General features: G+C 60.6%; 19 protein-coding genes. All 19 read left to right on the forward strand.

Annotated elements, in window-relative coordinates:
- Positions 1-8: 8 nt before the first annotated feature.
- The 19 genes from EPO61_01195 to EPO61_01285 all read left to right on the forward strand — a co-directional run bounded on the left by EPO61_01195 (position 9) and on the right by EPO61_01285 (position 20,771).
- Positions 9-815, forward strand: a complete 807-nt coding sequence (locus EPO61_01195; GenBank protein TAJ10925.1) for a 2,4-dihydroxyhept-2-ene-1,7-dioic acid aldolase — start codon at positions 9-11, stop codon at positions 813-815.
- Positions 719-1,636: an FkbM family methyltransferase gene (locus EPO61_01200; GenBank protein TAJ10926.1), complete on the forward strand. Its 918-nt coding sequence runs from the start codon at positions 719-721 to the stop codon at positions 1,634-1,636. Before EPO61_01195 ends, EPO61_01200 begins: the two co-directional genes overlap by 97 nt.
- Positions 1,633-2,616: a class I SAM-dependent methyltransferase gene (locus EPO61_01205; GenBank protein TAJ10927.1), complete on the forward strand. Its 984-nt coding sequence runs from the start codon at positions 1,633-1,635 to the stop codon at positions 2,614-2,616. The genes EPO61_01200 and EPO61_01205 overlap by 4 nt, the downstream gene beginning before the upstream one ends.
- Positions 2,617-3,381 (forward strand): 3-deoxy-manno-octulosonate cytidylyltransferase, encoded by a 765-nt coding sequence (gene kdsB, locus EPO61_01210; protein ID TAJ10928.1) that lies wholly within the window; start codon positions 2,617-2,619, stop codon positions 3,379-3,381.
- Positions 3,381-4,418, forward strand: coding sequence for a Gfo/Idh/MocA family oxidoreductase (locus tag EPO61_01215; GenBank protein ID TAJ10929.1), 1,038 nt, complete (start codon positions 3,381-3,383; stop codon positions 4,416-4,418). The genes kdsB and EPO61_01215 overlap by 1 nt, the downstream gene beginning before the upstream one ends.
- 22 nt (positions 4,419-4,440) lie before the next feature.
- Positions 4,441-5,061: an SIS domain-containing protein gene (locus EPO61_01220; GenBank protein ID TAJ10930.1), complete on the forward strand. Its 621-nt coding sequence runs from the start codon at positions 4,441-4,443 to the stop codon at positions 5,059-5,061.
- A gap of 39 nt (positions 5,062-5,100) precedes the next feature.
- Positions 5,101-5,871 (forward strand): class I SAM-dependent methyltransferase, encoded by a 771-nt coding sequence (locus EPO61_01225; protein ID TAJ10931.1) that lies wholly within the window; start codon positions 5,101-5,103, stop codon positions 5,869-5,871.
- On the forward strand, positions 5,868-6,797 hold the full coding sequence (locus EPO61_01230) for a hydroxyacid dehydrogenase (GenBank protein ID TAJ10932.1): 930 nt from the start codon (positions 5,868-5,870) through the stop codon (positions 6,795-6,797). Before EPO61_01225 ends, EPO61_01230 begins: the two co-directional genes overlap by 4 nt.
- A 419-nt stretch (positions 6,798-7,216) precedes the next feature.
- Complete coding sequence (locus tag EPO61_01235) at positions 7,217-7,489, forward strand: SGNH/GDSL hydrolase family protein (GenBank protein TAJ10933.1); 273 nt, start codon at positions 7,217-7,219, stop codon at positions 7,487-7,489.
- The gene (locus EPO61_01240) at positions 7,486-8,445 is read left to right on the forward strand and encodes a hypothetical protein (GenBank protein ID TAJ10934.1); all 960 of its coding nucleotides are present in this window, start codon (positions 7,486-7,488) and stop codon (positions 8,443-8,445) included. The genes EPO61_01235 and EPO61_01240 overlap by 4 nt, the downstream gene beginning before the upstream one ends.
- Before the next feature lie 182 nt (positions 8,446-8,627).
- Complete coding sequence (locus tag EPO61_01245) at positions 8,628-9,716, forward strand: radical SAM protein (GenBank protein TAJ10935.1); 1,089 nt, start codon at positions 8,628-8,630, stop codon at positions 9,714-9,716.
- A gap of 135 nt (positions 9,717-9,851) precedes the next feature.
- Positions 9,852-10,658: an inositol monophosphatase gene (locus tag EPO61_01250; GenBank protein TAJ10936.1), complete on the forward strand. Its 807-nt coding sequence runs from the start codon at positions 9,852-9,854 to the stop codon at positions 10,656-10,658.
- A 53-nt stretch (positions 10,659-10,711) separates the two neighbouring features.
- Complete coding sequence (locus EPO61_01255) at positions 10,712-12,646, forward strand: hypothetical protein (GenBank protein ID TAJ10937.1); 1,935 nt, start codon at positions 10,712-10,714, stop codon at positions 12,644-12,646.
- Positions 12,647-12,674: 28 nt separating this feature from the next.
- Positions 12,675-13,826: a hypothetical protein gene (locus EPO61_01260; GenBank protein ID TAJ10938.1), complete on the forward strand. Its 1,152-nt coding sequence runs from the start codon at positions 12,675-12,677 to the stop codon at positions 13,824-13,826.
- Between the two features lie 23 nt (positions 13,827-13,849).
- On the forward strand, positions 13,850-15,769 hold the full coding sequence (locus EPO61_01265; protein ID TAJ10939.1) for a hypothetical protein: 1,920 nt from the start codon (positions 13,850-13,852) through the stop codon (positions 15,767-15,769).
- Positions 15,724-16,602 (forward strand): glycosyltransferase, encoded by an 879-nt coding sequence (locus tag EPO61_01270; GenBank protein TAJ10940.1) that lies wholly within the window; start codon positions 15,724-15,726, stop codon positions 16,600-16,602. The genes EPO61_01265 and EPO61_01270 overlap by 46 nt, the downstream gene beginning before the upstream one ends.
- An 8-nt stretch (positions 16,603-16,610) precedes the next feature.
- Positions 16,611-17,498 (forward strand): class I SAM-dependent methyltransferase, encoded by an 888-nt coding sequence (locus EPO61_01275; protein ID TAJ10941.1) that lies wholly within the window; start codon positions 16,611-16,613, stop codon positions 17,496-17,498.
- A gap of 18 nt (positions 17,499-17,516) precedes the next feature.
- On the forward strand, positions 17,517-18,524 hold the full coding sequence (locus tag EPO61_01280) for a peptidoglycan bridge formation glycyltransferase FemA/FemB family protein (protein ID TAJ10942.1): 1,008 nt from the start codon (positions 17,517-17,519) through the stop codon (positions 18,522-18,524).
- A 375-nt stretch (positions 18,525-18,899) separates the two neighbouring features.
- Entirely contained in the window at positions 18,900-20,771 is a 1,872-nt protein-coding gene (locus EPO61_01285) for a glycosyltransferase (protein TAJ10943.1), read from the forward strand.
- The last annotated feature ends 2 nt before the right edge of the window (positions 20,772-20,773 follow it).

The raw sequence follows: 20,773 nt of genomic DNA on the forward strand, positions 1-20,773 counted from the left end.
GAAACCGCATGGATGACCTAAGCAAGTCGCGCGAGGCCCGAAAGGCGTCCCTGAAGGAACGGCTTCGAAGTCAGGAGCCGACGCTGGGATCGTGGATCACACTGGGCCATCCTGCCATTGCCGAGATCATGGCCCGATCTGGCTTCGACTGGCTGGCGGTGGATCTTGAGCACAGCGTGGTCACGCTTCGGGAGGCGGAGGAACTGATCCGCGTGATCGAGTTCTGCGGCGTCGCCCCGCTCGTTCGGCTGTCCGCCAACGACCCGATCCAGATCAAGCGGGTGATGGATGCGGGGGCTCACGGGGTGATTGTGCCGATGGTAAACAGCCGGCAGGAAGCCGAGCAGGCGGTCCAGGCTGTCCGCTATCCTCCGCTCGGCCGGCGCGGTGTCGGACTGGCGCGGGCGCAAGGCTATGGCACTCGATTCGACGAGTACAAGGAGTGGCTCGAGAAGGAAAGTCTGATCATCGTGCAGGTGGAGCACGTCAAAGCGGTGGCCAATCTCAGCGACATTCTGGGCGTGGAGGGAGTGGACGGGTTCCTGGTCGGGCCATACGACCTCTCCGGGTCGCTCGGCGTGCCGGGGCAACTCGATCACCCCTCGGTCGGGGAGGCCCTGCGGGAGGTCATGCGTGTGGCCGGCAAACAGCAGGCGGTGGCGGGCTATCATGTGGTGCAGCCGCAGCCGGAACTGGCTCTTGAAAAGCTCCGCGAAGGATATCGTTTCATTGGGTATGGCGTGGACTTCCTTTTTCTGGGAGAATCCTGCCGTCAAGGGGTGCGCACGATCCGAAGCGGCGCGGAACGGTCTTGAAGGACGCGCTCAAGGCGGCGACACCGGCCTGGCTGCTCGCAGCCTACCGCCGATCCCTGAAAGGGTTGCGAGCTGCGGCGAGAATCCTGCTCCCGAGGCGGACATGCCGGGTCCGGAATCTCGTCATCGAAATCGGTGTGTCTTCGGAAATCGAAGCCTTCCGAGCGGAGAGCTATGGCACCAAAGAGCCGGAGACGCTGGATTGGCTGGATGCCCAATTGCGAAACGGCGATGTGTTCGTGGACGTCGGCGCCAACATCGGACTTTATTCACTCTACGCGGCGAAACGCAACCCGCAATGCACCGTCTACGCCGTTGAGCCCGAATCCCAGAACTTTTCTCGTCTCTGCCGGAATATCGTTCTGAGCAAGGCCGGGAACGTCGTACCGTGCAACTTTGCGCTCTCCGATCGCGAGGCGTTCGATCTGTTGTACGTCGGGAGCCTTGAGCCGGGATCGGCTCTGCACTCCCTGGGGCGGCCGAGCGAATATCGTCGTTCTGACGAGCCGGTCCCTCTGCGGCAAGGAACCCTGTCCGTGACATTGGACGCGCTTGTGACCCGGTACGGAGTGCCGCAGCCCGCGCTGCTCAAAGTTGACGTGGACGGGATCGAGGAAAGGATTCTGGACGGCGCCGAGGCTGTGCTGGCCTCGCCTGTCCTGCGGGCGGTTCTCGTCGAAGTGACCATGAGGGACGGCTCGGCCGATGCGGACATGGAAAAACGGCTCGACCGGTTCGGGTTCCGGTTACTGCGGGCCAGCGACTGGATCGCCGCGCTGAACGGGTTGCGGTCCCACAACCTCATTTTTGGTCGCCGATGAAAGAAGCGGACATCCGAGACCGCAGCGCCTTCGCCCGGTATCTCGAACTGGTGCAACAGGACATCGCGACGTATTTCCCCGATCCCTCGCGCTTCCAGACGGTCGCCTGCCCGGCTTGCGATGGCTTGCAACATGCCCTCGAGTTTGTGAAGAGCGGATTTCCCTATGTCACCTGCGCCGCATGCGAGACGCTCTTTGTCAATCCCCGCCCTGCGTCCGAACTTTTAGCGGAGTTTTACCGCGCGGCTCCGTCGAGTCGGTACTGGATCGATGGGTTTTTCCGTCCTGTCGCGGAAAGCCGGCGGGAGAAAATCTTCCGGCCGCGGGCGCAGTACGTGGCCCGGCGACTCGGCCACTGCAAGAGCGGGACGGTCGCAGACGTGGGAGCCGGCTTTGCCCTTTTTCTGGAAGAATTGCACAACCTGTGGCCCGCGACCGCCCTGGTTTCTATCGAGCCATCGCCCGAAATGGCGGCGATCGGACGGGCGAAGGGTTTTGAAGTCGAAGAGCGCACCATCGAATCGCTCGACGGGCATGCCGGACGGTTTCGGTTGATGACCGCGTTCGAGCTGCTGGAGCATCTGCATGAGCCGCGCCTCTTTCTGAAGAAAGCCTTTGACTTGCTGTGTCCGGGCGGGTATCTGCTGGCTACGACGCTCAGCGGCCGGGGATTCGATGTTCAGATCCTCTGGGAACGGTCGAACAGCGTGTCCCCGCCCCATCACCTGAACTTCTTTACCCCGGAGTCGCTGGCTCAGCTTGTCACGCGGACCGGTTTTGTCGTTGAAGAGATCTGCACGCCGGGTGAACTGGACTGGGATATCGTCGAAGGCGCGGTATTGAAGGATGGCATGAACGTCGATCGGTTCTGGAGGGGGCTGGCCCGGTCCGGGGATGCGGCCTGCAAACGGGATTTGCAACAGTGGCTCTCCCGCCACAAGTTGAGTTCGCACATGCGGATTCTGGCGAGGAAACCCTAGATGCCCGGCGTGGTGTGCATCATTCCGGCTCGGATGGCGTCCTCACGTTTTCCCGGCAAGCCGCTGGCGCCGATCATGGGGCTGCCCATGATCGAGCACGTGCGCCGGCGTGTGGCCCTGTGCGACTGGCTCGACGCCGTTGTCGTGGCGACCTGCGACGAGGAGATTCGGCGGGTCGTAGAAGAGGCCGGCGGGCGGGTAATCATGACCGCGGACACGCATGAACGGTGCACGGACCGGATTGCCGAAGCCGCGTCCGGCTTGAAGGCCGATATCGTCGTCAACGTTCAGGGGGACGAGCCGCTGGTTCTTCCCCGGATGATCGAAGAAGTCACTGCGCCGTTGCTTAAGGACCCGGCGCTTCCGGCCGCAAACCTGGCGACGGAAATCGAGGGGCCGGAGGAGTTTGCGGATCCGAACGCCCCCAAACTGGTCGCCAACCTGGCCGGCGACATTCTCTACGTGTCCCGGGAGTCGATTCCATCGAGAAAGAAGGCGGGCACGGATGTCTACCGCAAGCTGAAGCAGCTCGGCATCATTGCGTTTCGCAGCGACTTTCTGCAATCTTTCTCAAAACTGGCGGCCACTCCGCTCGAACAGATCGAGTCCGTGGATATGCTGCGGGCCGTCGAGCATGGGTACCGCGTCCGAGTGGTGGTGACGAAGGGGCGGATGATCGGGGTCGATCGGCCCGAGGATGTGGCCCGGGTCGAGCAAGCGCTGGCGACCGATCCGCTCGTGGCACGGTACCTAAGGTTGGCTTGATGAAACGGGAGCCACTCAGGGTCGGGATTGCCGGTTACGGGGTCGTGGGAAAGCGGAGACGTTTCTTTATCGACCAGCATCCGAGCCTCAAGACGGTCGCGGTCTGCGATCAGACCTTCGGCATGACGTCCACCTTGCCGGACGGTGTGCGGTGCTATGCCCGGTATGAGCAGCTCCTGGAGGAGCCGCTCGATGCCCTCTTCGTCAGCTTGCCGAACTATCTGGCTCCGGAAGTGACGATCGCGGGTTTGCAGCGGGGGCTGCACGTTTTTTGCGAGAAGCCGCCGGGCCGGGACGTCGCCGATGTCATGCGCGTCAGGGAGGCTGAAAAACAGCATCCGGGCGTGCTGTTGAAGTACGGCTTCAACCACCGGTATCACGACTCGGTCCGGCAGGCGTTGCAGATCGTCCGGTCGGGAGAACTCGGAGAGGTGATCAATCTCCGAGGGGTGTACGGGAAGAGCAAGATCATTCCGTTTTCCGGCGGGTGGCGGGCTGAGCGAAAGTATGCCGGGGGCGGGATCCTGCTCGACCAGGGCATCCACATGGTGGATCTCCTGCGCCTGTTCTGCGGCGAGTTCGTCGAAGTCCAGAGCTTCGTGTCCAACGGGTACTGGCGTCACGATGTCGAGGACAACGCCTACGCCCTGATGCGGGACGCGCGCGGCCGCATCGCCTTTCTGCACTCGAGCGCCACGCAGTGGCAGCATCGGTTTGCCCTGGACATCACGCTGACGGAGGGCTACCTCGAACTCCGCGGTATCCTGTCCGGAACCAAGAGCTACGGAGAGGAGAAGCTCGTCGTCGGCCGGCGCGACGAGTCCCATGCCGGCACCACAAGGGAAGAAGTCGTCAACTACCTGGAGGATAATTCCTGGCGTGACGAGATCCATGAGTTTGCTGATGCCGTGTGCAATGGCGGACGCATCACCTCCGGCACCAGTGTGGAGGCGCTTGAAACGATGAAGCTGGTTTGCCGGATCTACTGGGCGGATCCCGAATGGCGAAACGCCCACGACCTGCCCTGTCCTGATTAACCCATTTGAAGAGGAACGACGTATGCAGACCCTCGAGATAATCCTGAAAGAATCTTCCGACCCCGCTCAATTTGCCCGTGCTTATCTGGACTACCTGTCTGGGTTGCTGCGGCGGCTGGACTCCCAATCCATCGCGGCTTTCATCGGGGAACTGGAGTCGGCTCGGTTAAAGGGCAATACGGTGTTTGTGGTTGGCAACGGCGGGTCCGCGGCAACGGCCTCGCACATGGCCAATGATTTCTCGGTCGGGGCGCACCCCCGCGACGGGTCCCCGCCCTTCCGTGTCCTTGCACTCACCGACAACGTGGCGGCCATGACCGCCATCGGCAACGACGCCGGGTACGAAAACCTCTTCGTGTACCAGCTCCGTGTTCATTATCGGCCCGGCGACAGACTGATCGCGATCTCGGCAAGTGGCAACTCGCCCAATATCGCAGAGGCAGCCCGGTGGGTGAAGAAGCAGGGAGGCCGGGTTATCGGGCTTGTCGGATTCGACGGGGGAGAGCTCAAGCGGCTGTCTGACCTGCTGATCCACGTGGAGACACCCAAAGGCGAATACGGACCGGTCGAGGACATTCACATGATTATGGATCATCTCGTTTATGCATGGTTGAAGGCGAAGGCTGGCTTTTCGAAGGAGTAGGACGAGGATCGGGGAAGAGAGAAAGACTCAACGGCGACCATGAACCTTAAGGAGTCAAAATTCTTCAGTGCAAGAGAATTGGAATCGCCCGATTGCAGCGGCATTCCGGCCTCTTATCTCGTGAAAGCGCTCTTGCTTAAATTTCGCAGGAGACTCATCGGCCGTTGGGCGGATCGAGGCTCGCGGTTTGTCTGGACACTGAATGCGGTCAGCGATGCCTATGGGCCTGTCGATAACGTCAGAAATTACCTTGAGCGGCGCACGATCCGGACGATATTGGCCAACCTGCCCCGCACGCGTCCGCTGCGGCATGCCTGTGAGGTCGGGTGCGGCTATGGGCGTCTGACCATGGTGTTATCGGAATTCGCAGAACACGTAAAAGGCTTTGAACGCGAGCCCCACCTGGTTGAAATCGGAAGACGCCTTCTCCCCCACGTGACGTTTGAACGCGTGGATGCGCTGACGTCGATCACTGACAAGACGTCCTACGATTTCGCCATGACGTGCACCGTCCTTCAGCATCTGACGGATGCGGAGGCACATGAAACCTGCGCGGTTCTGAAACGACTGGCCCCCAAAGGGTATGTGCTGCTCATCGAAAAGACCGCAGAGATCGGGACGACGGCCAACGCGGAGGACGGATCGCAGTTCCTCAGCCGGGCGAGGTCCGTTGAGACCTACCAAAAGATGATGGACCCGTTCAGGCTGGTTCTGGTCCGGGACAGGGTCGTCGAGCCGACCTATTTCAATCCGACTCCCGGGAAGTGCATGCTTTTCGAGAGCCCCGGACGCGTCGGTGAGCCGGCATGACGAAGGCCTCCAAGCGAGTCCTGGTTGCGCCTTCATCTTTCTGTGATGTCGATCGACTTCCGATGAGTCGTCTGGAGGCGGAGGGGTGGGAGGTGATCAGGAATCCCTATGGCAGGAAGTTGGCCAAGGAAGAGCTGAGAGCGCTGCTGCCGGGGGTCACCGGGATCATTGCGGGCCTCGAGCCCTTGACCCGCGACGTCCTGGAGAAGTCACAGCTCAAGGTTATTTCCCGCTGCGGCGCGGGCCTGTCGAATGTAGATCTCGAGGCGGCTAGCGCCATGGGAATCATAGTCCGGAGCACACCGGATGCCCCGACCGTTTCGGTCGCTGAGCTCACCGTGGGCGTTCTGATTGCGCTCATGCGGAAAATCCAGCAAATGGATCGAGACATGCACGAGGGGCGGTGGAACAAGCAAATCGGCATGCAGCTTGAGGGAAAGACCGTGATCATCGTTGGTCTGGGGAGAATCGGCAGGAAGGTGGCCAGCCTGTTGCGGCCTTTCGGCGTGAAGCTGCTGGCTGTTGACCCTGCCGTTGATGGAGCGGAGGAGGGCACCCAACTTCTACCGCTGCACGAAGCGCTTCCGCAGGCTGATATCATCTGTCTTCACGCAGGCGGTGAAGATGAAATTCTTGGGACAAAAGAGTTCTCGCTGATGAAGCACGGAGTGTTTCTGCTCAATGCGGGGCGCGGAGGGCTTGTGGACGAATCGGCCCTTTGTGAAGCGATGCGGTGCGGGAGGGTGGCCGGAGCCTGGATTGATACATTTTCGCGGGAGCCCTATGAAGGTCCGCTCGTCTCGTTCGAGCGAGCCATGCTGACGCCGCATATCGGCTCATTGACTGTGGAGTGTCGGCGGCGCATGGAGTTGGAGTCCGTCGACAATCTTCTTGACGCGTTCGCCGAGATTGCAAGTCGAAGCTGATCTCCTTGCGTTTAACATCGGCTCTTGGCAAGGAAACCGCGCGGTGTGCCGGATATCCCCTTTGCCATCGGGAGAGGAGTGAGATGCGGGTGCCGGGGTTCTTCTCGCGGGTCCGTCGTATTCTCCTGTTAGGCCAACGCCGGCAGCGGTTGAAGTTTGCGCTGAACGTCTGGCTGCAGGATCCCAGTCTGTATCCTCTGGAGACTTACCCCCGATTCGATGTCAGGTTGTGTGTGCGAACGTTTCTTCGCAACCTGACGGTGATGCATTCGTATGTCAAGACGCATGGATCCCGGTCCTTGACCTATCTGCAACCATTTAACGGCTTCGGAGTCAGAAGGATGTCCCTCAGGGATAGGGCTTCTGTGGAGCATCTCCGTCGGCGTATCACGGTTGATGGGCTCAACGAGTGGGACGCCATGCGTGAGTTCTACAGCCAGGCCGCCGTGGATTTCCGGCGGCTTGGATCCGACGAATTCCATGACTTGACGGATGTGTTCGATCATTACCCCGAGGGAACCGTTATCTATATTGATCAGGTTCATTGCTCGGACAAGGGTTATGACTTAATGGCACAGCGTATGGCTAAAGATATCTTGAAGCAAGAGGGGCGTGTGGCGGGGTGTGGTTCGGAAAGGCCAGCGCTGTTCTCAGAGCCGGCGCAGGCTAAAGTGCCGCGTGAGGCCAGATGACTTTCGCATGGGGACTGCTCATAGCCGCCCTGTTCCTTGTTCTCATGCTGGAGTCGTGGGTGCGTTTTCGCCGGCTGCGCCTCGCACCGCTTCGGCTAAGATTGTGGCATGCCTGCTTTTTGTTGAGTCGAGAGGCTGTCGAAGCGATCACCGAAATTCATCAACGGGTTGAACGGGCTGGCGGACGGTCGTTTGATGATCTGTTTGAGCTGTATGCCTCGGCGTCCGGGAAATCCAAGGCCGAGATCGAGGCCTTGTTCGGGTTTCAAATGTCCTGGTGGAAACTCACGACGTCAAGACTGGTGCTTCAAAACATTCTCCAGTGGCACATGGGGCTTGTTCCCAAGCCGGACCAGCGGTTGAGGACTGTATCGATCGCAAGCGATGGTACGCGCGCCACGGACTCCGGACTCGCCTGCGAGACGGCGGAAAACGGTCTCAAGCGTGTCGTATTGACAGGCGGGTCGGTCGCCTACGGTTATGGCGCGACGAGAGACGCCCACACCGTTGCCAGCAGGCTTGAATATTATCTTAATTCGGCTGATCCGAACGGGGGGCGCCGGTGGCAGGTGGTGAACTACGCATTCCCCGCCGGGAATTCATTCCAGGAGCTCATTTCTGTCCTCCAGAAGGTTGATTTTACCAATCAGCCTCCTGCCTACGTCGTGTCGTTGACTGGGTGCAATGATGTGGACCAACAGTTCTCTTCTGCAAGGCCAAATATTTCGGCCTTGTCGCAGGGATATACGAATGCTCTCCAGAGTGTGGGGCCGATGGGCCTAATTCTACGAAGAAGTTTGCGCAGGCATCTTCTGTGTGTGGGCGCACTTAGACGCTTCGTTGCGGCTTACGAGCAATGGTCCGGGGACCACGGTCAAGGAGGCCGGCAGGCCGGTGCGGAGAAGGGCAAGCCGTTTGACGAGATCGATAACCCCAATATTTATCCTCTCTGGTGATTGTGAGCAATTCTGGCCACTGTGTCCGATGTCGAAGGACGGCGATATGCTGGATCGGCTCGAGGGAGGTGCAATCTGGTGTGGATGAGACCTCCTGCCTGGCGATAAGAGACTTGCGCTGAACAGACACTGCGCCCAGTTCGCCTCAGAGGATGAGCGGGTGGTCGTCAAGGAGATAGACGATGGCGAATCTTAGGGATTTCGGATACAGGGTCGTGTGCATTGAGGTCACAAACCGCTGCAACATGGCCTGCTCGTTTTGCCCCTTACCTATCCGAGATTCTCCACTGCAAGATATTCCCAAGGACGGGGTGTTTAGGATATTGGAGTCCATAGCGGCCATTGATGGCATTGATTGGGTCGCGTTCCATCAATACGGCGAGCCCTTGCTCTATCCGGGTATCTGGGACTGCATTGATCGGTGCAAGGATCTGGGACTCCGGACCCAGTTAGTCACCAACGGCCTCTTACTGACGGAACGGAACGTCGCGTTGCTGCTCGAACACCAGCCTGATATTTTGCGCATTTCCGTTCAAACCCTGAATCCGGCCCACCATGCTGCGACCCGCGGGGTCGATGTTGAATTCGACGTGTATATTCAGCGAGTGGCGGCCTGCTTGGGGCGGCTTCTAGACACCGAGCATCGGATTGCAGAGGTTAGAACAGACGTTGCGGTGAACGATGAGCGGCATTACGGCGTACGTGGGAAGCTGCATCTCATTGCGCAAGCTGTCGGGGCAGCCGAACGCGGAGATCCCACCATTTATGATACGACGCCGAAGGCGTCGCGTCCTCACCTGATCCGTTTCCTCAATCTCATTCAGGAACACTCCCGTTCGTTCCGTGTATCGCTGGATCATCTTGACGAATGCATAGACCGCTATTATTCAAATGCCGGGTTGTCTGAGGGCTGGTGGACTGCGTACGTTTTGAAGGGGAACAATAAAATAGCTTACAAGCAGTTTATCAATGGCCGCCGGATATTGAGCAATCATCCGGTCGAGCGATCGTCGTGCGATACGGACATCGTCGGGATCCTCGCGGATGGGACTGTGACGTGCTGCTGTCTGGATTACAAGGGGTTCACCGGCTTGGGCAATATCTTTTCGGATGATCTGCTATCGATCCTGCAGCGTAATAAGTCCATCATCGACGGTCTGCACGGGGGAGGCCAATTGCATTTCGAGGCTTGCAAGAAATGTCATGGGACTCCGACCAAGGCGGGCGCAGCAATAAAGAGCGCTGCCAATTTTTTCAGATATCGCTGGTAGGCTTCAGTTAAGGATATGCGCGATCAGGCGCAGCTCCGTCCGACAGCGTTGATCAATGCTCGGCCCCGTGCCTCATCGATCCGCTCGTCAACCTCCAGTAAAAATCGTCCGGTCTCACAGGAAAGCGTCTAAGCCGTGCAAATAGAACATGGATGCTCCGGGGGAGGGGATCTGCTCTGCCGAGACGAGGAGCTGTATGCCTGGCTGCGTCTTGCGGAGGATGCTGCGCGGAGCGGCGGCGAATATCTGGCCAAAACAGCCCTGACCGGCGCACGCGTGACAGCCGAGTCCGGTCGAGACGTCAAGCTTGAAGCGGATCATCTATCTGAGGCGCACATCCTGGAAGTGCTGCATCGGAAGTCTAACTTCCGGATTCACTCCGAAGAACGGGGCATGGTTAGGGGGCAGGGCGACGACGACCTGTGCTGGATTGTGGATCCGCTTGACGGCAGCTTCAACTATTTGCGAGGGATTCCTTCGTGTTGCGTCTCAGTGGGTCTGTGGAGGAAGAATGAGCCGTTGCTCGGTGCGATCTATGATTTTAAGAGAGAGGAATTGTTTGCCGGAATTGTCGGTGTTGGCGCTTGGCTGAACAAAGCTCCCATCCATGTGGGCTCTGTGACGGAGCCTGGGCGCGCGGTGCTGTGTACCGGCTTTCCGGTCGAGATGGATTTCTCAACTGACGCCCTCTCCCGGTTTGTCAATCTGATCCGTGCCTACAAGAAGATCAGAATGCTTGGATCCGCCGCCTTGTCTCTCGCCTATGTGGCGGCCGGCCGGGCGGATGTGTATTACGAACAAGACATCAAGCTGTGGGATGTGGCGGCTGGCGCGGCTATTGTAGTGGCGGCCGGCGGTCGCATCCTACGGAGCGAGTCCGACAAGAAAGATGCCGTCACGTTATACGCCGGCCCGCCCAGCATGCCGGCGCTCTGTCCATAGAAGCGAAAAAACCCAATCCCGGATTGACCTTCCCCCTGCTTGTCACGCCTCGCATGCCAACACTCTGGGTGATCTGGAAAAGGCCTGAGATCCTTCCCGGAAGCGACGGGACGATCCTGAGCTTTTTGCCGCCATCCGTTGAAGCCGAGTTGGAGCAAACCCGTCCGGGATCGCTTATCCGGGGGCGGGAAGCGTCGCTCAAGGTTCGCGAGCGCGCAAGGAAACTTTATGTACGGCTCGTGGCGCGGATCGGGACCGCGCGCGATGCGGAAGGCCGCACGCTGCGGTCCAGGCTGGCTGTGGCGGGCCAGGCCAGCCGCTGGTGGTACCATCTGACCCCCTTCAAGGATTGCGAGGCCGACCCGGCCTTTCAGTGGATCATCGCGATCCTGACCATCGAAGAGGTCGCCCGCGCCCAGGGAACGAAGCATCTGGTCCTCGTCTCCGCGCCGTTCGAAGTCGCGGAGGTGTTGAGGACAGGGTTTGCCGTCGAGGAGCAATCGCCCGGCCGTTCGCGCGGCGCATGGCGCCTCTGGCTGGCGGGTGCTGTGTCCCGCCTCAAGTACGGCATCAAGGCCTTTCTGGAGTTCCGGGCCTTGCGAGCGTTCCGCGGAGGCCGGCCTGACCAGCGTTTCGATGTGGTCCTGAGCGGATTCTGGGATTGGAGCGTCGGCTGGGATGATTCGACGCAATCGCTTGCGGACCGCTACTTCAAGGCGCTTCCCGCCGCCCTGCGTGCGCAAGGGACGGCGTCCGTCGGATGGGTGACGTGGTTTGACCCATGGACGGCGCAGGATGGGAAGAAGCGACGGCTCGACGACTCTCTAGCGCCGGCTGCGAACCGGCTGGATCTGGTCATCCTGCAAACGTTTCTTCGGGCCGGCGATATTGTCTTTGCGCTCGTGAATGTGCGAGCGCTCATGACCTACCTTGATATGCGTTGCCTGCCGGATTTCCGGCAGGTCTTTCATGAAGGCGGCCTGGATTATTATCCCCTCTTTGCGGATTCCCTTTTGAGCGGATTCCTCGGTTCCGGCATTCCGCATTGCGAACTCGTGGCCACCGCCACGGAACGAGCTTGCCGGCGCCTGCGTCCGCGACTCACCGTGAGCTTTCTGGAACACTTTCCTTACGCGCGCGCCCATTATGAAGGGGTGAAGCGGGCGGCAACCGGCACGGTCAACTACGCCATGCAGCATGCCAGTTACAACCATGAAAAGACCTTTCTCTTCCTTGATCCGGAGCTGGAGTTTCACGGAAGGCCTGACGGTTGCGAAGTTCCGAAGCCTGACTACGTCTTTGCCATGGGTACGCTTGGACGGGATCTGTTTCTGGACTGCGGGTATCCGCCGGAGCGGGTCCTCCTCACCGGGTCTGCCCGGTACGATCACGTGTCGGCACCGGCTATGGGCGCTCCGTTGAGCAGGCTGCACAAAAAAGGGGGAATGCGGGTGCTGATCGTCGCAGCACACCATGCGGACCTGGATTTCGAGATGCTGGATGCCGTCTGTTCCGCCTCACGGGAGCTCGACGGGGTGCATCTGTTTCTCAAAGCCCATCCATTCCGGCGGCTGGCGGAACAGCCTGAGTTTGCGCCCTACAAGCCGGTCGTCCGGATGGCGGAGGGCACCCTGGAAGAGGAGCTGGCGCAGGCGGACCTGATTCTCTTTACCTATTCGACGGTGGCCGAGGAGGCGTTCATCCGCGGGAATGCAGTCTGGCAGTGGTGCTCCTTCGATTTCAACGGTTCGGCGCTGGGCGAGGCCTTGCCGATTCCCAGGTTCTTCTCGGTCTCCAGCTTGCGCCAGGCCTTGCTGGAATTCCGCGCTGATCCGGGCAAATTCCTTCCAACGTCGGCGGAGCGGCACATCGCGCTGGAGCGTCTGTTTTATAAAGGCGACGGCCGTGCTGCGGACCGCATCGCCTCGGTGCTGACCCAGGCCGCCAGTCGCGATGAAGCCCTGGCGCTGCCGGCCTGTGGACGGTAGGTTGGCGCGTCCCCTCGCGCCGTCGCTTATGCCCAAATACATCCCCAGCCAGCCCGTCGTCAGCCTGCGCTCGCTGATCGGCTCGAGGCGATTGTCGTTTCCGCATTACGGCATTTTCTCCTGTGCGCGCTATGGACTCCTCTCCTATTTGGACTATGTAAGTCAGACACGCCCTGGCGCCCCCCGTCGCGTGCTCCTCCCGGATTACATGTGCCGGGATGTCGGTCACGCGCTGAAGCAGCATGGATACGAACCCCGGTACTACCCGCTCGGAGCCGACTTCGAGGTCTCGATGCAAGCTCTTGAGGAGCTTGAAACTCAAACAGGACGTTGCCAAGCCATCGTGCTGGGGCATTTCTATGGACGCCTCAGCCGCAACAGACAGACAGTCGCGAGGTGGTGCCGTGAAAAAGATCTTCCCTTGATTGAAGATTGCGTGCACCTGCCCTTCCCTCACCACGCCGCCTTTGAGGAGGATCGGGTGGCTGCCAAGCTCTACTCCCTACGAAAAGTCTACCCGGTCCCTCATGGCGGGGTGCTGGTCGTCGGAGACGGCCGCGACGCATTCGCGGATTTCCTCAGCCGGCGGGTTGGCGCCGTGGCGACGGGGAATGCGACGGAAATGCTGGACTGGATGGTCCGGCAGGTCGCCAAGAAGGCGCTGCTCCTGATGAAAATGAGCTACGCCCCTCCGCGCCGCGACGGCGGAGATGAGTTGCCGCCTTTCAATTATGCCTGGCGTTTCCTCCGCCGGTTGCTTCCTGGCGACAGTGGCGACGTCGCGACCAAGCGCAGAAGAGAGAACTATGCCCTGTACATGCAGCATCGAGACATTCTCGCTCAATGGGGGGACGTATTGGCCCTGGACGCCGAGCGGGACGTTCCCTACATGTTCGTGATGTTTCTCAAGGAGCATTACGATGCGGGAAAAGCCGCAAGCCGACTGGAAGCGCTTGGCATCCCCGCGGGAACGGGTCTCGCGCTTGATCCGTCGGTGCTCGCCGGTTTGCCGCGATCCCATCCCTATCAGCGCATCCTGACGCTCCCGGTGCACCAGGACATTGACGCCGAGCACATCGCCCACATCATGACCGTGCTGGGGAACCCGGCCATTCGCGCCGAGGTGCAAGCCTCCCACCCCGGCCAGGCTTCGGCCGTCTGTGCTCAGGCGATTGCGTGAAGGGATCGAGGGCCTGACCCGGCATGGACCAGGAATGGCTCAACGTTCGGAAGCGGTGCCGCCAACCGCTCTTCGTGGCGGCCCTGCTGTCGTTCTGGGCTAGGCAGGCAGGTGTGAAATTGTTTGCAAAGGCGGCTCCCCATGCCTGGCGATATCCGCCGAGCGTCAAGGCGGCCTTCAAGAGGGTGGCCTCGGACCCGGATCTCGACCGCCAGACTCTTGCCTCCGTGTCCCCCGGATCTTCTGCAAGCGGCCTCGGATCCTACGACCTCGACCTTGCGGTCGGCGCGCTGGCCTGCTGCGGCACGCCGGATTGGAGCAGCCGGTTCGAGGATCCGGAGCAACTCGTGTCTTTGCACCGCTGGAACTGGCTTTTGACGAGGCTGACCACCGGATCTTTTCCGGGCATTCGTGACTGGGGCGTGACCTTGATGCTGGATTGGAGCCGGACGATGGGGGAGCCGAAGAGGGGCCTCCCATGGGAGACCTATACGACAGGGGAAAGGATCTGCAATGCCATCCTGTTCCTGGCCTGCTCCGATGGCGGTCCCCCCGGCTTGCCGGTTGTCCCCGGCGAGCTGGGAAAGGCGCTGCTGGACATGGCCTGTCATGTGTCGGCCAGGCTGGAGTACGGTCGGCCGGGTTTCGCGTGGAACCATGTCCTGAACAACGCCCGCGCCCTGTATTTCGCCGGACAGACGCTTGCCGCTCCCTCCTGCAGCCGGCTGGCCTTGGCCATTCTGCGACACGACCTGCCGGCCATCGTGAACTCGGAGGGATTTCTGCGGGAGGGGTCCGCCCATTATCACTTTCTGGTGACCCGCTGGCTTCTCGAAGTGATCTGGCTGGCGCGGTTGACCGGTGATCGGGAGTGTCTCAGCCTGCTCGAGCCCGTGGCCGCCTCGATGGTGCAGCGGTCTTGGACCTTCTTGGTCTTCGACCAGGACGGTGGCGAGTGGACCATCCCGCTGATCGGCGACGTCTCGCCCGATTTTTCCTGGACCTGGCTGGCGGGCCTGCCGTGGTCTGGTTTGGCGCAAAGCCTCTACGCTCCGCCACAGCTTCCGAGCGCGCCCCGCCAGGCGGGATGGGGCCGTCTCTTCGGTCAGGAGCGTTCCGGCGAGGGAGGTGAGAGAGTGGCGGAGAGCGCCGAGCCTCGGATTGAGGCCTTTCCGTTGAGCGGATGGTACCGCCTCGATCTGGGCCGGCTTACCCTCTTCTGGCACGTGGAGCCGGCCGGCGCGCCGTCGTTTGTCTCGCATGGACATTGCGATACGGGTTCCTTTGCCCTGTATTGGGATGGCTCGGCGATCCTCACGGATCCCGGACGGTTCAATTACAGAGAGGACGATGCTCTTGGACTGTACGGGGTGTCCGCACGGGCCCACAACAATGTGATCCTCGACGGGCTCGAACCTTTTGTCTACAAGAATCCCAACCGGTTGCCGCCGTTCTACCGTTGCGGACAGGTTCAGGTTCAATGGAAAACCGAAGACCCGGGTCTCAGTCTCTGGATCGAACATGCCGGTTTTCACCGTCTGGCCGGAGATGCCGTCTCCTTCCGACGAACGTTCACGGTGCGGTGCAACGAACTGATCATTGAAGACCGGCTGGACGGGCGGTGTTGGCATACCATCGAGACCTTCTTTCAATGGTCACCCGACGTGCAGGTGACGAAGGAGGGTGAGGGAGGGGGCCGATTTGCAGTCCGCAACCGGAGCGGGGGCTTTGCCGGAGCATTCTGGTCGGAGCCGAACGGTGCGCCGGCGGAGGAGGATTCCCGTTGGAGGCACGTACGAGGTGAGGCGTCACCGTCACCCGGTGGATGGTATTTCCCAGGGTATGGCGCCCGGACTGAAGCGCCCACGCTCATTCACGAAAGCCGACCCCGTCTGCCCTGCGTGCAGCGATTTGTCTTGAAGTGGGCGGCACCGGCTCATTGAATCATCCCGCCATCAGTCCGCCGGGACCTGCACCCGGCGCCCCTCCGGCGCCGACGATTTCGGTCATCTGTCCCACCTACAACTCGCGGCGATTTGTGATTGCCACGCTGGAAAGCGTCGTCGCCCAGACCATCCTCCCCTGTGAAATCGTCGTCTCGGACGACGGCTCGACGGACGGCACGCCAGACCTGGTCCAGGAGTTTCTGAGCCGGCATCCCCGTCTCCCGTCGCAGGTGATCCGGAACGCGCACCGGGGGCCGGGAGCGGCACGAAATGAGGGCATACGGCGCGCACGGGGAGAGTGGATCTCATTCTTAGACTCGGACGACGTCTGGCGTCCGAACAAGCTGGAGATGGTCATCCGGGCGATGGAGGCGCACCCCGGCGCCAACATGTTTTGCCACAATGAGAGACATCTTCGGAGCGATGGGTCCTTCCTGCTGCTGGATTATGGCGCCCGGTTCGACGCCGCGGTGCCGTTGCCCAAACAACTGTATTACAACAACATGTTTTCTCCCTCAGCGGTGACCTGCCGGCGAAGCCTGCTTTTTGAGGCCGGCCTTTTTGACGAGACCTTGATGGCATTCCAGGATTATGAGTTGTGGATCAGGATGTCGCCTTACACGCGGCCCTGTTTCATTCCGGACGTGCTGGGCGACTACTGCGACCGGTCGGGCAACATCACGTCGGGCAGTCATCGAAAACGGTGGCGGGCCGCCGTTCGCGTCGCCGCGCTCCACCGTCGCAAGGTGACCATGGCGGGATACGTCTATAAACTCCTTCGGTTGACGGCGTCTTTCGCCCTGCAGGCTCTCCGGCACCGCCTCCGCTAGGCGCGCGTATGGCGCGGACAATGACAATGCAGTGGTCCGAAATCATCAAGGGACGCAATGGAAGAATCGTGGAGGTGGGGCAGGACGGCATCGCAATGGAGCGCGGGTTCCGCGGCGTCGAGTCACAGGAATCGGAGCGGAGGTGGCGGGAGCGCCTTGCCTCGCCTTTCCTGGGCACCGCTGAAGAAGCCGTCCGGGAGGCAAATCGCTTCCATTCCCGGGGAGTCATGCAGCGCCGCGCGCGGGGGGTCCTGGGCCAGCTCGTCCGCTCATCCTCCAGTCCGGATCCGGTTCTCGTGGATCTGGGGTCGGGATTCGGCTGGCAGTGGGTGGGGCTGGCCAGGGAGTTTGGACAGATCAGGTTCGTCCTGGTGGATTTTGTCATGACCAATCTGCTGGTCAGCCGGATGCTGCTGCCCTTCCGTGAGTACCCAAACGTCCTCTGCCTGCATGCCGACATCGCCGATTTGCCGCTGGACGATCACCTTGCCGATGGCTGTTGGAGCGTGCAGGCTTTTCAGCATCTGCCCCCGGAGCGCCGCCTGTCCGGATTGGAGGAAGTGAAGCGTATCTTGAAGCCGGGCGCGCAATGCCACCTGACCTGGGTGCGCTCGGTGCCGGCGGCCAGGTTCATGCACCGCCTTTTCGGAAGGTCCTATCACCAGCACGGGATGGCGGTTTCCGGGATGCACTTCTACCGGTTCGATGAGAGGATAGAAGCCGAGCTGCGGGACACATTCCGCGACATCCGTCTGGCTTATTCCGAAACGCTCTTTCATCCCGATCTGCACGTGGCCGGCTCAGGGACTATCGTTAGCTTGCTTGACCGCTGGCTGGCTTCTTCCCGCCTGGCGCCTGTTCTCGCCCGTCAAATCGAGATCCAGGGGACAGCCTAGGGCTGAAACGGCGGACCCATGGCTTTCGAGATGACCATCCTGTCCGATGACGAGGCCACCCGCTGTTGGGACGATTGGGTGACCGGCTTCCGGACGCCGGCGTTTCTTCAGGGGCATCTCTGGGGAGAGTACAAGCGCGCGTTGGGCTGGCGTCCCGTCCGCTGCCTGTTCCGTTCCGGCGACACGGTCTGGGGGGGCGCGCAGTGTCTGATCAAGGAAATCCGAAGGCCGCGCGTCACTGTGATCTGGGTGCCCGGCGGGCCGCTTCTCCGGGAGCCAAGATGGCAGGAATTGCGAGAGGCGTTGGCGCGTCAATTCACAGGCAGCCGGCTTTACCTGCGCATTGATCCCATGCTGGTGACGCGTGCCGAGCAGGTGGCCCAGGAACTGACCGCTTCCGGCTGGAAACTGTCACCTGCACGGCTGAACAACGGCTGCACGATCCTCTTCTCGCTTGAGGAGGCTGAGGACAAGTGGCGCAGCCGGTTGACGGGCAACTGGCGTCACAATCTCGTGCGGGGAGAAGCTCGCGCGTCCACCGTCGAGCGCTGGGAAGGTCGGGACCCTGAAGCCCTGTTCGAGCTGTATCGAGCCATGGCGGAGTACAAAGGCTTTACGCTCAACATCAGCAAAGCCGAGCTTCGAGGCATGCTCAGTGCCTTTGGCCATCGCATGATCCTGGTGGTTTCACGGAACCGCGGCGGGCAGATCGTGGCGGCCCGCGCCGGCGGGTGGCTGGGTCCCTATGGATACGATTTGTTCGCCGCGACCTCCATGGAAGGCCGGAAGAGCTACGCCTCCTATGTCGTCCTGTGGAGACTGCTGCAGGAATTGAAGCAGCGCGGCGTCCTGATCTATGATCTCGGCGGCGTCGATCGGGACAACAATCCAGGGGTCTTCCATTTCAAGCATGGCATGGGAAATGCTGTGGTGCAGCGGCCGGGCGAATGGGAATGGAGCAATTCTCCGGCGCTTTCCTGGGGCGTAAATCAGTGGGTGCGGTTCCGTATGCGGACGATGATCTGATTCCAGTTGCCACCGGCCATCCAACATGGGGAAAGCCATTCGATGATCGGTTGCGCGATTTCCCGCGGAAACACTCTGCGGTTCATTGCGGGTGATTCGCGGCGTTCTGTGGCGGTGTCTTCGACAGTTGTGGTATGTCTTCCCATTCACGCCAACCTATGCGACCAAATTATTGCTGGTGACTCCCTCCGGTATTTGCCGCCGGCTAGAAGCTGCTTTATGCCCTCGTGCTGGGCTCGATGACTCCGGGCTTGTGGCCCGTGGCAAGCACGGGACGCTCGCCAGGCGAAGGAGCAGTCTGGATCTTCTCTCTGTGCCCATGCTGTTGGTTTGGGCCGCTCAGGGCATGTTCTCATTTTGCTTTCCGCGGATCGCATGAAGCATGAAAACGAGTACCCGCGCAACGACATGAGTCCCGCTCTTCAGAACATTGTTTGCATTTCGACCATTGACTGGGACTTTATCTGGCAAGGGCATCAGGAAATCATGTCCACGCTGGCCCGTCAGGGACACCGCGTGCTTTTTATCGAAAACACCGGCGTAAGAAACGTCACGTTCCAAGACCTGCCGCGGCTCAAGGCCCGCCTCTTGAATTGGAGGAAGGGCGTCAAGGGCATCCGGAAGGTCATGGACAATCTGTATGTCTACGCCCCTCTTGCATTGCCCTTTCCCTATTCCCGGCTGGCGTGCCTCATCAACAAACACCTGATGCGGTGGACCTTATTGCGCTGGACGAAGGCCATGCGTTTCGACAATCCGATCGTCTGGACGTGGTTGCCGACGGCTCTCGCTCAGGAATTGATTCGGGACCTCAACGCGCAGCTCGTGATCTACTACTGTGCCGACAACTTCGAGGCCACTGCCGCAGAAAGCCGGAGTATCAGGGAGCCTGAAAATGCGCTGCTCCGGAAGGCGGACCTAGTCTTTGCGCACTCCAAGGCGCTGTTTGACCGCTGCAAGCCCTTTACCGATCAGGTGCATCTCTTCCCCTATGGCTTCAATCGGGAGATCTTCCATCGCCCATGCGGCTCCCCACCGGTCGATCTGGTCGACATCAAGCGGCCTATCCTGGGCTTTGTGGGCGGGGTCCGTCAGATCGTGGATTTTGATCTCGTCGAAAAAGTGGCGCTGGCGCATCCCGACAAATCCCTCGTCTTCGTCGGGCCTTTGCAAACCGACGTGAGCCGGCTTGCACGGCTGCCGAACGTGCATTTTCTCGGGCAGAAGCGATACGAGGAGGTCCCTGCCTACATTAAGTATTTTGACCTCTGCCTCATCCCGTACATCCTCACTGATTTCACGCGCAGCATACATCCGGCGAAACTGGTCGATTACCTGGCGCTGGGCAAGTCGGTGGTGTCAACCAACCTGCCGGAGGTGGAGGAGTTCAACCGACATCATGACGGCATCGTGGCCGTCGCGGCGAGTCACGAATCGTTCCTGAGACAGATCGAGGAATGCCTTAGCCGCGACAACGAGGGCCTACGCGCGGAACGGATGCGGCAGGTGGATAAGGATGCGTGGGACCGGAAGATCGAGACCATGGAAGGCTTGATTCGGGGAAAACTCGAAGAAAAGGCCAAGGTGCGCGAGCAGGCCTGGCAGCAAACGTTCTCCAAGCTCTATTTGACGGCCCGGCGGAGGGCTTCCGCAGCGGCAGCCGCCTGCCTACTGGGCTATCTTTTGGTCTTCCAGACTTCGCTGGTATGGTGGCTGGCGAAACCGCTCCTGATCATGGAAGAGCCGGCCTCCGCTGATGTCGTTGCGGTCATGGCCGGAGGCATCGGCGAGTCCGGCGAGCCGAGCGAGTCCTATCAGGAAAAGGTTCGGCAGGCGGTTGATCTTTATCAGCGCGGATATGCCAAGCACCTCATCCTCTCATCAGGGGTCAATCGGGCGTTCAATGAGGCGCGGGTGATGCAGGCTTTAGCCGTTTCGCTGGGGGTTCCGGAGGAAGCCATCCTGGTTGACGAAGTTGGGGGCGGCAACTATCTTAGCTTTCTGACACTGCGGGAGATCATGCAAACTCACGGCTGGAAGCGCGCGTTACTCGTGACGTCGCTCTATAACGGCCGGCGCAGCCGGCTGGTTGCGCAAAAGAACTTCCCTGAAGCCGTCGTCAAGATCACGCCGTCCGTGGACAGCAATTTCTTCGGCGATCGGGACCAGGTCGCCCGGCGGCATGTCCGGGCGATTGCCCATGAATATCTGGCCCTTCTCTACTACCGCTGGAAGGGCTACATCTAGAA

It is taken from the genome of Nitrospirota bacterium, from assembly GCA_004296885.1.
GTDB lineage: Bacteria > Nitrospirota > Nitrospiria > Nitrospirales > Nitrospiraceae > SYGV01.

Bases quoted from the DNA above. Each gene is read 5' to 3' on its own strand.
- EPO61_01240 (TAJ10934.1), top strand. From the start codon at position 7,486: ATGACTTTCGCATGGGGACTGCTCATAGCCGCCCTGTTCCTTGTTCTC.
- EPO61_01285 (TAJ10943.1), top strand. From the start codon at position 18,900: ATGAAGCATGAAAACGAGTACCCGCGCAACGACATGAGTCCCGCTCTT.
- EPO61_01195 (TAJ10925.1), top strand. From the start codon at position 9: ATGGATGACCTAAGCAAGTCGCGCGAGGCCCGAAAGGCGTCCCTGAAG.
- EPO61_01220 (TAJ10930.1), top strand. From the start codon at position 4,441: ATGCAGACCCTCGAGATAATCCTGAAAGAATCTTCCGACCCCGCTCAA.
- EPO61_01260 (TAJ10938.1), top strand. From the start codon at position 12,675: ATGCCCAAATACATCCCCAGCCAGCCCGTCGTCAGCCTGCGCTCGCTG.
- EPO61_01245 (TAJ10935.1), top strand. From the start codon at position 8,628: ATGGCGAATCTTAGGGATTTCGGATACAGGGTCGTGTGCATTGAGGTC.
- EPO61_01265 (TAJ10939.1), top strand. From the start codon at position 13,850: ATGGACCAGGAATGGCTCAACGTTCGGAAGCGGTGCCGCCAACCGCTC.
- kdsB (TAJ10928.1), top strand. From the start codon at position 2,617: ATGCCCGGCGTGGTGTGCATCATTCCGGCTCGGATGGCGTCCTCACGT.
- EPO61_01255 (TAJ10937.1), top strand. From the start codon at position 10,712: ATGCCAACACTCTGGGTGATCTGGAAAAGGCCTGAGATCCTTCCCGGA.
- EPO61_01275 (TAJ10941.1), top strand. From the start codon at position 16,611: ATGGCGCGGACAATGACAATGCAGTGGTCCGAAATCATCAAGGGACGC.
- EPO61_01230 (TAJ10932.1), top strand. From the start codon at position 5,868: ATGACGAAGGCCTCCAAGCGAGTCCTGGTTGCGCCTTCATCTTTCTGT.
- EPO61_01235 (TAJ10933.1), top strand. From the start codon at position 7,217: ATGCGTGAGTTCTACAGCCAGGCCGCCGTGGATTTCCGGCGGCTTGGA.
- EPO61_01225 (TAJ10931.1), top strand. From the start codon at position 5,101: ATGAACCTTAAGGAGTCAAAATTCTTCAGTGCAAGAGAATTGGAATCG.
- EPO61_01215 (TAJ10929.1), top strand. From the start codon at position 3,381: ATGAAACGGGAGCCACTCAGGGTCGGGATTGCCGGTTACGGGGTCGTG.
- EPO61_01205 (TAJ10927.1), top strand. From the start codon at position 1,633: ATGAAAGAAGCGGACATCCGAGACCGCAGCGCCTTCGCCCGGTATCTC.
- EPO61_01280 (TAJ10942.1), top strand. From the start codon at position 17,517: ATGGCTTTCGAGATGACCATCCTGTCCGATGACGAGGCCACCCGCTGT.